The organism is Deltaproteobacteria bacterium (assembly GCA_016219225.1).
Classification (GTDB): domain Bacteria; phylum Desulfobacterota; class RBG-13-43-22; order RBG-13-43-22; family RBG-13-43-22; genus RBG-13-43-22.
Map to the genome: position 1 here is coordinate 1 of JACRBX010000221.1, position 11,538 is coordinate 11,538.

General features: G+C 49.9%; 8 protein-coding genes. 1 reads left to right on the forward strand and 7 read right to left on the reverse strand.

The annotated features are described in order from the left end of the window. Window positions 1–510 precede the first annotated feature (510 nt). Window positions 511–2,316, forward strand: a complete 1,806-nt coding sequence (locus HY879_18595) for a hypothetical protein (GenBank protein ID MBI5605347.1) — start codon at window positions 511–513, stop codon at window positions 2,314–2,316. Between the two features lie 34 nt (window positions 2,317–2,350). Here the strand turns inward: HY879_18595 and HY879_18600 are convergent, their stop codons facing one another. The 7 genes from HY879_18600 to HY879_18630 all read right to left on the reverse strand — a co-directional run bounded on the left by HY879_18600 (window position 2,351) and on the right by HY879_18630 (window position 11,531). Then, complete coding sequence (locus HY879_18600; protein ID MBI5605348.1) at window positions 2,351–3,400, reverse strand: nucleotidyltransferase domain-containing protein; 1,050 nt, start codon at window positions 3,398–3,400, stop codon at window positions 2,351–2,353. Window positions 3,401–3,591: 191 nt separating this feature from the next. Further along, window positions 3,592–5,409, reverse strand: a complete 1,818-nt coding sequence (locus tag HY879_18605) for a response regulator (GenBank protein ID MBI5605349.1) — start codon at window positions 5,407–5,409, stop codon at window positions 3,592–3,594. A gap of 54 nt (window positions 5,410–5,463) precedes the next feature. Beyond that, complete coding sequence (locus tag HY879_18610) at window positions 5,464–6,321, reverse strand: GGDEF domain-containing protein (protein MBI5605350.1); 858 nt, start codon at window positions 6,319–6,321, stop codon at window positions 5,464–5,466. Between the two features lie 82 nt (window positions 6,322–6,403). Then, complete coding sequence (locus tag HY879_18615) at window positions 6,404–7,999, reverse strand: HAMP domain-containing protein (GenBank protein MBI5605351.1); 1,596 nt, start codon at window positions 7,997–7,999, stop codon at window positions 6,404–6,406. After that, a complete protein-coding gene (locus tag HY879_18620) occupies window positions 7,996–8,559 on the reverse strand; it encodes a YfiR family protein (protein ID MBI5605352.1) in 564 nt (187 codons plus the stop codon). The genes HY879_18615 and HY879_18620 overlap by 4 nt, the downstream gene beginning before the upstream one ends. Window positions 8,560–8,787: 228 nt before the next feature. After that, window positions 8,788–10,869, reverse strand: a complete 2,082-nt coding sequence (locus HY879_18625) for a TonB-dependent receptor (GenBank protein MBI5605353.1) — start codon at window positions 10,867–10,869, stop codon at window positions 8,788–8,790. A gap of 29 nt (window positions 10,870–10,898) precedes the next feature. Further along, on the reverse strand, window positions 10,899–11,531 hold the full coding sequence (locus HY879_18630) for a response regulator (protein ID MBI5605354.1): 633 nt from the start codon (window positions 11,529–11,531) through the stop codon (window positions 10,899–10,901). Window positions 11,532–11,538: the final 7 nt, after the last annotated feature.

Sequence of the window (11,538 nt, forward strand, 5' to 3'; positions counted from 1 at the left end):
ATATTTTTATTGTTTGCCGGTGAGGGGCCGGCAAACAATAAACTTCGTTACCCTGCGGCCGGCTTCCAAAAGAAAGCCTTTGTTTAAGGTCGACGAAGTCGACCGCGTAATTATTTGGCCAGAAGCCTCCCGAGAGGGAGTCCAGATCTGGTTTGAACAATCCCGCCTCTCACGGGATTGTTCAAAAAAAATCTCTCTGCGTCCTTTGCGGCTTTGCGGTGAACAAAATCCCTCTTTTCAAACACCCAACCCGGACCAGCCGGAACCAAGATTTTGGATATACAAAACAGGTTAATAAAACCTCAACTGGTCCGGGTCCAAGGCGTGTTCTTTAAGAAATTCTATCCATTTTGCGTAGAATTATATTTTTTAGTTACTAAAGTGTTATGGTTTTTTAAATTGCAACTTGCAACTTGCATCTTGTAACTTTTTTTAAACTGATCGATGAAGCTAACCCACCAAATCTCAACTCAGCGCCCTTTCAGTTACCCTTTGTACCTGTTTTCGGTCATGACAGTCCTGATCGCCATCCTGATTATCAACGGCTATATTGAAATTCAGAGGACCCGCAGCCAACTGTTTAATATATTAGAAACAGAAGCTTTGCTGGTCATTAAAGGTCTGGAAAAAAATTCCGGCAACCTGATGGCCGCCCTTACCCAGGATCAGTCCTCTTTAATCGCTCCAGGATTAATCGAAAAATCCGAAGAGTCCTTAGGGATTGAAGACCTGCTGATCGAACGTCTCATAAACCTGGCCCTTCAGCTTGATCAGGAGGATTCCCGTAAGGCCTTTGACTCCAGGGCCTTGAAGGACAGGGTGGGCCAACTTGGAGTGCGCCAGGTTTTTTTTCTGAAATCGGACTCCAGGGATTCCGCCTGGGATGCCTTCCCCGCGCCTTTAAGGTCCGGGGTCCCTTTTTTCCATAAGGTCCTGAGCGGCCAGGATCGTCTGGCCGTGTTCAGGGGGGAAGGTCCTTTGCATCGAACCCTTCCTCTGGCCGTGGCCGTGGCCCGCCGCTTCAGCCAAGGGGCCATCCTGATCGTTCTGTCTTTTGACGAATATGCCTTTTTAAGCCGCCAGATTATTATTCAGGGTTTTTTGGAAGATTTTTCCGGCAAAGGCAATATCGCCTATTTGAATGTGGAGGAGTCCGGAGGGAAGATTATCGCCCGAACCGGTGAAGGTTTTCTGGCCGGTCGGGACTTAACCTTCGAGAGAACAGTGATCCGTTCGGGAGATTCCGGTCTTTTCTGGATCAAGGGCAAGGACGGGGAATTTCTGGAAATCCTTCGTCCTTTCAGGCCGTCGGGTAAGGATTCGGGATGGATTCGATTGGGCCTTTCCTTAAAAGAAATCAATCCTATCATTGAACAGGCCAGAAGACAGACTATCATGATGAGCCTCATCCTTCTCGGCCTTGGCCTGGCCGGTCTTTTTTTTATCTTTCGGCTGCAAGGCCGCCACCTTCAAAGAATGAGGGAAATGGAGGACCAGATCCGTTTAAAGGAGGAACTTTCGGCCATGGGGCAGTTGGCGGCCGGTGTGGCCCATGAAATCAAGAATCCCCTCAACGCCATCAGCCTGGTGGTTCAAAGGTTGGAAAAAGAGTTTGTCCAGGCTGAGCCGGAGGAGCAGAAAGAATATGAAAAGTTTACCCGGATCGTTCGCAGTGAGATCGACCGGGTCAACCGGATCATCGGGCAGTTTCTGATGATGGCCAGACCTCCGGCAATCAGAATGGAAGAACAATCCGTGGTGGACATTCTAAACTATGTGCTTGAGGTGATGGAAGAGGAATTCAGGCAAAAAGGCATCAGGGTGATCAAAACCTGGGATGACCAACTCCCCTTGATCCCCCTGGATCGCTTTCAACTCACCCAGGCCTTTATCAATATTTTTAATAATGCCCTGGAAGCCATGCCGGAGGGGGGGGAGGTTCGACTGGATGTGAAGTGCGTTCAGCGTTCAGCGTTCGGCGTTCGGCGTGAAAAAGAAACCTCTGTACATTCGGTTCGGAGTTCGGAGTTCGGAGTTCGGAGTGGGAAAGAAACAGGCTCAAAACGAATAACTCAACACTCCGAACTCCACGGAGATTTCATGGAAATCTCTGTGGCCGATACGGGGAAGGGTATTCCCCCGGAAGGATTGAAAAAGATTTTTGCCCCTTATTATACCACCAAAGAAAAAGGGGTGGGGTTAGGGCTGGCCATCACCCAAAAGATCGTCCAGGCCCATGAAGGAACTTTAGAGGTCCAAAGTCGCGAGAATAAGGGGACCACGGTGGTTGTTCGATTACCGGTTTCATCCCGGTAAAAATGGTCGACCTCTTTTCACATCGGCGATTGATTCAAGAAAGAAACGCCTTGGTTCTTTCAAGAACCGACGTATACGGGCTGTTTTTAGCGGATAGGGCCATCTGTATTCGTTTGATCCAGCCGGTTCCGCGACGCTTGATTTCCTCCCAGGCCAGCAGCAAATCGCCAGGCCTCTCCTCCAATAGCACCAGCAGGAGTTGGGCTGCCTGATCCAGATCCTTTTGGGCTTTTGGCTGGGCGGTAATATCCCGTTCTCGGGAAACAATCAGCTTATGAAGGGCAAAACGGGCCGGCAGAGGAACATTGACCAGAACGCCGCCGCCGTCAATCACCGCCCCTTTGATTGGGTTATCGAGAAGATAATCCAGGAACCGAACCGGTTGGGCAGCGACATTGAATCGAGGGATAAAGATGGGATTACTTTTCCTCGGATGTTGTTCGGAGGTAAGGACATCTAACCGCAACGGGTTTCCCCTGACCCGGAAGGAGGTCGATGGATGTTTCGGGTTAAAGGGAGGCACCGGGATAAAGCCCATATGAAGTCCTTCCAGAACTTTGGGGAGATCAATCTTGATATCCGGAATGGCAATAATCATCTTCGCCGTACCGGCCAGATCGATATCCTGAGTCCTGAGGGCGGAATGTTCCCATCGCCTTCCCAGGAGATTACCGAGTACCATAAAGGCCTGGGTTCCCAATAATACTCCGTCAAGATAAAACACCCCGCTGTCGGCCAGGGCTTTTAGCACCCGGCCTGATGCGGTGTCGGTAATCAGTGCCCCCCCGGCCCGAAGTTGGGCACAAAGTATCTGGATGTGGGTAAGGTCGGCACTGAGTATCTTTCGTGCCCTTTGGTAATCGGCAATGATTCGATCCAAACCGGGGGTCTTTTTCCCTACATATATTTGCCGGCTGATCCCCCCCGGTTCCTGGTATTGATAGTAAACGTAACAGCCCCCTTTGATTGTTTTTTCCGTGAAGCATCCCGGAGAATGACCGATCGTCCGCTGGGCCTCCAGAGCGGTCAGGCGCTCCTGGAGCTCGGCATACAAGGTTTGTGTTTCAATCGCCAGTTTTTCCATAATTTCGATTGCAGGACAATAATGTTATACGTAGATTACTATAACCGTGCGTATAACGCAACACAATTGAGATGTAATAGGGACTTTAGAGGTCCAAAGCCGTGAAAATAAGGGGACCACGGTGATCATCCGGCTGCCGGTTTCTCTTTAACCCGTTTTTAAAAAACAATCTTCGGCGTTTATTGTTCCCATCAGATGGATGGAGTTTTCGCTTCACTTTGGCCCCTGCCATAAAGGACCATGCGGTTTTTTCCCTGTTTTTTTGCCTGATAAAGGGCATCATCGGAATTACGGATGAGTTCCTCCGGGGTGTTGGCATGGGCCGGGTAAACCGCAATGCCCATACTGATCCTGACCGTCTCCAGAAGGTTTGAAGCATTGGAAGAAAAGGGATAAGAGGCCACGGCCCGTTGAATTCTTTCAGCGATAAAAAGGGCCTCCTCCTGATCCGCATAAGGCAGGGCTATGGCGAATTCATCCCCTCCGTAGCGGGCGGCCAGGTCGATTTCCCGAATATTTTCTTTTATGGCCTGAGAAAATTCTTTTAAAACCAGGTCTCCGGCCAGGTGGCCCAGCGTATCGTTCAACAATTTGAAATTGTCAAAATCGATCAGGATCAGACTTACCGGATAGCGTTGACGGAAGGCCCTTTTCAGCTCCAGTTCCAGATAACGTTTCAAATAAGCCTGATTAAAAGCCCCGGTCAATCCGTCGGTGGTAGCCGAATTCAAGGCCGTTTCAAAATCATTCCGGAGTTTATCGAGGGTCTCTTTTTTCTTCAGTAAAACATTAATCCGGGCCGCCAACTCCCTCCGGTTAATGGGTTTTATCAAATAATCATCCGCTCCCAACTCCATTCCCCTGATCTTGTTTTCCAGGTCTTGCAGACAGGTGATCAAAACCACCTGGATATCCTTGGTGAGGACTTTATCTTTGAGATGCTGACAGAGATCAAATCCGTTCATCCCCGGCAGGAGGATATCTAAAAGTACTAAATCTATTTTTTCATTCTGGACCAACGCCAGGGCTTCTTCTGCGCTCCGGGCCAATTCCAGTTGATAGGCCCCTCCTTCCAGGAAAGTCTGTATCAAAAAGGATTCCCTTTGGTCGTCGTCCACCAGGAGAATTTTGGGCAGGGTCTTCGGAGCGGCGCTTTCCCTGCCGGGAAAAGTCAGACAGAAAGATTCATCCGACCGGGTCCGGAGCACCAGTTGTTCCTGATATTGTTTGAGGCGCAGCAGGGAATTGATCCGGGCCAGGAGTTCCGCGGTGTTTACTGGCTTATTGAGGAATTCGTCCGCACCGGCCTCCAGGCCCATGACCTTGTCTTCGCTGCCATCCAGGGCGGTAACCTGAATAATGGGGATCCGTTCGGTTTCAGGGTTCTTTTTTAACCACCGGGTCACCTCAAAACCATTCATTTCCGGCATCATGATGTCCAGCAAGATCAAATCAGGGGATTCTGCGCCGGCTATTTCAATGGCCTGCTTTCCGCTCAAGGCCTTCAGGACCTCATATTTTTCCCTGGGCAGTTTGGCCTCCAACAGTTTGATATTCAAGGGCTCATCATCTACAATCAGGATTTTATTTTTATGCTTTATCGGACCCATAAGGGGGAGGGGGGGAGCGGGATTATTATCTTTGTCCCAAAATCCCTTAATTTGATCCAGAAAAGTCCGGGTATTGATGGGTTTGGCAATATAACCGTCACAATGGGCTTCTCTGGCCCGTTCTTCATCCCCCTGCATGGCATAAGAGGTCAAGGCGACGACCGGAATATGCTTCAGAGCGGTATCGCCTTTGATCTGTCTGGTGGCCGTGAGACCGTCCATCCCGGGGAGTTGGATGTCCATTAAAATGAGATCCGGCCGGTGCTCCCGGGCCAACCCGATCCCCTGTTCCCCGTCTCCGGCCTCCAGAACCTGATAGCCTTCTAAATGAAGCAGATTCCGAACCAGTTTCATGTTTAAGAGATTGTCTTCGACAACCAGAATCGTTTCTTTGTTCATTGCTCCTGCTCCTCGCTGGGAAATGGCCTTCAAATTCAGGCAATATCGGGCCGGTCAGGCCGCCAGAGTTGCCGGCTTGGCCCGAGTCGTATCATAGACACTGATGCGGTTCCGACCCTCTTCCTTGGCCTGATAAAGGGCCCGGTCGGCCCCTTCCACCAAACACTGGCAGTCATTCATGTCGAGGGTCGGCGAGGCCACTCCAATGCTCACCGTAATCCGGATCTTTTGCTGACCGGTCTCGCCGGTCAGGACCAGTTCATGAGATTCCACGTACTGGCGCAGCCGTTCGGCCAATTCAGCCGCAGCGACGGTTGTCGTGTGGGGGGTGATGATGAGTATTTCTTCCCCCCCGTAGCGGGCGACAATATCTGATGCGCGAACGGCAGTGAGTATCAGCCGGCCCAAATAATTCAAGACGGCATCGCCGGCCTGGTGGCCATGCACGTCATTGATGCGTTTGAAAAAATCGATATCCAGGAGGAGGATGGAAAGCGGGAGGGCATGGCGTTGCGCCCGGGCATATTCTTCTGCCAACCGGCGGTCTAAATAACGGCGATTGTAAATCCCGATCAAAGGATCGGTGATACTCTCATATTCCAGGATCGTAACACGACGGACGTCTATCGCCGTTTGAAGTGAAAGTGTGGCCGTCAACCAGACAAAAACCGCCCCGAGGAAAAAAATGACCGGAACGATCAGATCCAGCCAAGCCCGGTGAAACCCCCAAAAGGCGAGCGCGTACGAGGCATAACCCAATAAAAAAATGATGATAAGAACCGTCAAGCCATACCATTGGCGTCTGACGTGGCTTGAGGGAAGTTGGGTAACCAATCGGCGAACGCGGAAGAGGGCGGCGGTCAGGATCAAAGCGCCATTGATCACCAAACCTTCTGCCAGTAGATTAAACATGGTCGTCTCTCCTTGTCTTATCAGTTGATGCCAATAACCGGTCATAATCCCGACTGACAACCGGGACTCCGCCACCTTGATTTTACCCGGCGGGAATAATAAAATGAAAACTACTGCCCTTTCCAATTCCCGGGCTCTCGGCCCAGATCCGGCCGCCATGAAGTTCAACCAATTTTTTGGTCAAGGACAACCCTAATCCCGTCCCTTGATATTTACGGTTGAATGAACTGTCCACCTGTTCAAAAGGTAAAAAGATGCGGGCAAGATCCTCCTCTTTGATTCCGATCCCGGTGTCCTCAATGCTGATTTTGAGGCCTTCAAAATCAGTGAGGGCCGAGTTATTCGGTGAGGGGTAGGCGTTTGGATTGAAGAGATTTTGCTCCGAACTCATCACTCCGAACTCCGAACTTTTAACCAAGCCCGCCTTCAGTCGCACACTGCCCCTATCGGGTGTAAACTTCACGGCGTTAGAAATAAGATTATAAAGGATCTGTTTCAGTTTGCGTTCATCGGCCCGGATGACCGGCGGAAGGTCTTCAGAGTCGATGCTCAGTTTGATCCCGTGATTAACGGCCTTTTCTTTGACCATGACCAGGCTGTTTTCCAGCAGGTGCTTCAGAGGGACTTCATTAAGATCGAGTTCCCATTTCCCGGCCTCCACTTTGGTAATATCCAGAATATCATTGATCAGAGACAGGAGGTGCCGGCTGCTGGTGAGGACATCCCCCAGGAACTCCGACTGGGTGGTATTCAACTCCCCATAATTTTTGTCCAGAACCAATTCGGTAAAGCCGATGATGTGGTTCAGGGGCGTTCGGAGCTCATGACTCATATTGGCCAAAAACTCGCTCTTGGCCTGGTTGGCGGTTTCGGCCTTCTCCTTGGCTTTCAGTAATTCCTGATTGGTCAGATCCAGGTCCTGGGTTCTCTCCCTGACCCGGTCTTCCAGTTCCATCTGGGTCTTGTGCAAGGCCTCATCCCGTTCCTGAACTTGTTTAACCATTTCATTAAAACTTTCGGTCAGGAACCCTATTTCGTCTTCACCTTCCTTTACGGCCCGAACCGAATAATCCTTTTGGGAGGAAATGGACCGGGCGACCTGCGAGAGATGCAGGATGGGACGGGAAATTTTTTTGTGCAGTTTGGAAGCCATAAAAAAAGCCAGGGAAGAGGCTATTAAAAGAATGAGGAGGGCATTGAAGACATAGCGGCTGAACCGTTCCTGCAGCTCTGACAGGTCGTAATGGATATAGAGGCTCCCCATTTTTTCATTGTCCAGCATAATTTTGTTGACCATGATGAGCGCCTGGGTTTTGAATTCGTATCCTTCCCCACCGCCCCTGGCCGGAAGGATAGAGGTTTGGGCATTGTCCCGCAGGTAGGCGGCAAATAACCTGCCGGATGCATCATAAACCCCGGCCGCTTTGATCGGTTTTTCCACCTGCAGGGCCTCCAGACTCTTCTGTGCATTTTCAGCATCTTTAAAGACCACCGCGGCCACAACATTTCTTCCTGTTACCTCAGCCAGGATCTGGATTTCCCGGATGATCTTTTTCCGGCACTCCAGATAATCGTATACGATGAAGGTCAGACAACTCAAAAGCAGGGTCAATCCGCAGATCAGCATGATCAGCGAGACGAGTTTCCCTTTGATGGAGTTTTTCCAAACTATTTTCATTCTTTCATCTCCCGTGCTCCGTGGGGGATGATCCTGGCCAGCTTCAGGAGTTGCGAACTGATTTTCAGCCTGGTCTGACGGACTGCTTCCAGATTGATCTCAAACTGGATTTTATTATCCACCGTAACCAGTCCGATCATCCCGCCCTGGGCGGCAAACCGGTCCAGGTCACTAACCGTCAGAATATCCCGTTTTTTGAGGGCCCCTAAAATCGCCGGTAATTGGTTTTTTTCCGAGGCGCTGATATAGAGTATCTCACAGTCCTCGGCCTCATCAAGGCGAACAATGCGTTTGCACATTATTTTCCGGCTCCGGACGATCTGATCCTTGAGGGGATCGAGGGCCGGTCCAAAGGGGTCGACTCCCAGGATATAGAGATGAATCGGTGTAGATTCATTTTTAAAGGATTCGGCCGGCCATTCAACAAACTTGGCAAAGTTATAAAGGAAAGCCGCTTTGATCGGATATTCCCGGGAGGTGTCCGGGATGGCAACCCCTCGGAACAGGCCCAGAATCAGGAGCCCTATGAGGAATAGGTGACGGCATCTAAATTTTATCATAAAAACCCGAACCCGATGGAGCAGGAAAACGTTTTGTTAGCTACGGACACACACGAATAGACACAGACCGAGATTCTTTTTGTCAGTTTAGCTTTTTGAAACAACGTCGACACCCACCTCGTCAATCCCGGTTTCACGGGAATGACGAGGTGGGTAAGTTATAATTTTAAGCAAGAGCTTCAAATTTTTCAAAGGGCTAAATCGTTACGATTCTTTCAACTCAGGCATTTAAAAGCGATAGGTAAGCTTCAATCGAAACGTTCGCCCGTCCTGATTGATACTATCCTGCAGATGTTCTTCCATCCCAGGCAATCCGTATTGTTTGTCAAAAAGGTTGTAGACACTGCCCGAAAGCTCCAAGCCGGGGAGTAAGCCCCGGCTGAAGAGGGTAAAATTGGCCACAAAGATCTCTCCGGTTTCGTTCCCGGACAGGGTTTTCCGGCTGCTCTCGTATCGGCCTTCCGCTCCGGCAAAAAGCTTATCTTTCAACAAGGGAACCATTATGTTCAGCTTGGCCATATGCTTGGGGGACTTGGCCAAGCTTTCGCCGGTCCGGCTGTTAGTGGTATCCTGATAGGTATAGCTCAGCCGGCCTTCCCAGCCGTTCTTCCATTTTCCCTCCATCTCCCATTCAAATCCCTTGGTTTCGACTTCATCCACGTTCTGGAATGTTATAAGACCATCAGCCGAGTCTGTCCGTTGACTGATCAGATTGTTGATTTTATAATAAAACCCGGTAGCTTCCATTCGGAAGACCTTGCTGATGAATTGTTCATAGATCAGTTCATAGGTTTTGATGGTTTCCGGCTGGAGGTCGAGATTACCCTTTTGATTAACCGTTGTATAATAAAGTTCATAAACGTTCGGGGCCCGGAAGGCCGTCCCGTAAATCAGTTTTAAAAAGGACTTATCAAAGGGATTATAGATGAGGGCCAGCCGGGGATTAGTCGTCCCCCCGAAGGTCTCGTAATAATCATAGCGTACCCCGAGATTTAGTATCAGATTTTTAAATAAGGCGATCTCGTCCTGGCCATAAAAGGCCCAGTTAAGGGATTGGCGGTGATCGTCCAGGTATGAAACGTAGGGATTGTGATCGTAATTACGCTGGTCCTGATTAATACTATTCCGGTATTCGGCGCCCAGGGTGGCTTTGTGCCTTTCCAGCAGTTGCTTGACGATTTTTAATTCCGCCCCTGCATAATTGCCCAGGGCTGAATCCTTGTTGATGGCCTGGACCATTTTATAGTCCCCGTAATAATTATAGTGGTCATAAAAAAGACGGCCCATGACATTCCATTGATCCAAGCTTCGTTCGTACTTCAAATCCAGGTAGCCCCGGTTATCGACGGTAAAAGTGGCCGGATCATTAAAAACCGTGTCGAAGGCACCGGTCGGGATACCTTTCTGCCTTGATCCATATAGAGCCTGAAGGGTAAAATCCTGATAAGCAAAATTCATGAAAACCTGATGGAGCCGTTCATAATCGGTACCCTGGGTAATCCCGTTGTTGGTCTCCGGTGTGTCGAATTCCTTAAAAAACAGGCGCTGCCCCTTACTGTCGTAAGCCGTACCTGAAAGAAGCATATCCAGCTTGTTGTTAAATTGATTCCCGTAAGACAAGCGGGTCTTAAAGGTGTTGTAGCTGGCCGCTTCCCCGGAGACCTCCAGGGCCTTCATGGCCTTTCCCCTCCGGGTGATGACATTAACCACGGCGAAAAAGGCATTGGCCCCATACAAAGAGGAACTGGGGCCGCGGATGATTTCCACCCGGTCGATGAGGTCGATATCCAGGGGGAAATCGTTTCCCAAAAAGGCCTGGTCATAAATGTTGTCATTGACCCGGTGGCCATCAATCAGGAGGAGAATGCGGCTGTTATAATCCCCGAGACGGCCGAATCCCCTGACCCCGGCGTAACTGTAATTGCGGTCATTGGTAATGAAGAATCCCCGGAGGCTGTTCAGGATACCGGCCAGGGTGCGATAGCCAAATTTTTTGATCTGGTCGGCTGTGACGATGCTGATCGAGGAGGGCGCTTCGGTGGTCTTTTGTTCGTATTTTGAGGCCCCGTAAACCGTGGAGACGGGTATCTGCATCAATTCTTCCAGGTCGAGTTTGACCAGGTCCTTGTTAGTTACTTCCTCGGGTTGGGCGGAAGAGGCCGGGCCGGTCAAAAATAAAAGGACCGGGATAAAAAGTAATAAAAAAGCGCCGGCCCTTTTCCATAACCGAAGAATTCTTCTTCGGTCCGAAAAAGAAATTCCCTTGCCCTGGGTGGCCTCTGACCGTCCGGGAATATTTTTGGGCATCATTCTGATACCTCCCAAATCAAAATTTACTGTTATATCCTTTTCTCCTGGCCATATCTTTTCTCGTAAACCTCTGGGAAAAATTCTTTTATGCATTCCGGGCAGAGGCCGTGGGTGAATTCCGCTTCGGAATGTTCATGGATATAGGTCTCCAACTGGTTCCAATATCCCTGATCGTCACGTATCTTCTTGCATGAAGAACAGATGGGCAGCAGCCCGCTTAAGGTCTTGATCTTAGACAGGGCTTCCTTCAACTCTCCGTTGCGGAGGGCCAGGGTCTGTCGCTGCCATTGGAGTTCCAGTTGATTGGCTACTCTCAATTTGACGATGGCCGGATTAAAAGGTTTGGTGATATAATCGACAGCCCCTAACTCCAGGCCCCTGGCTTCATCTTCTTCCTGATCCAGGGCGGTGATGAAAATTATCGGTATGTCTTTTGAGGCCGGATTTTGTTTCAGGCAGCGGCAAACCTCATAACCGTCCATTTCAGGCATGAGGACATCCAGCAAAATCAGGTTGGGATCCTGATCGAAGGCTATCTCCAACGCTTTTCCGCCGTTGGTGGAAAAAAGTATTTCGTGTTCGACCCCCAATAATTTACTGAGGATTTCAATATTCGCCGGACTGTCATCAACGATCAGAACGGTTTGTCTTTCCGGTTCCATAACCAGG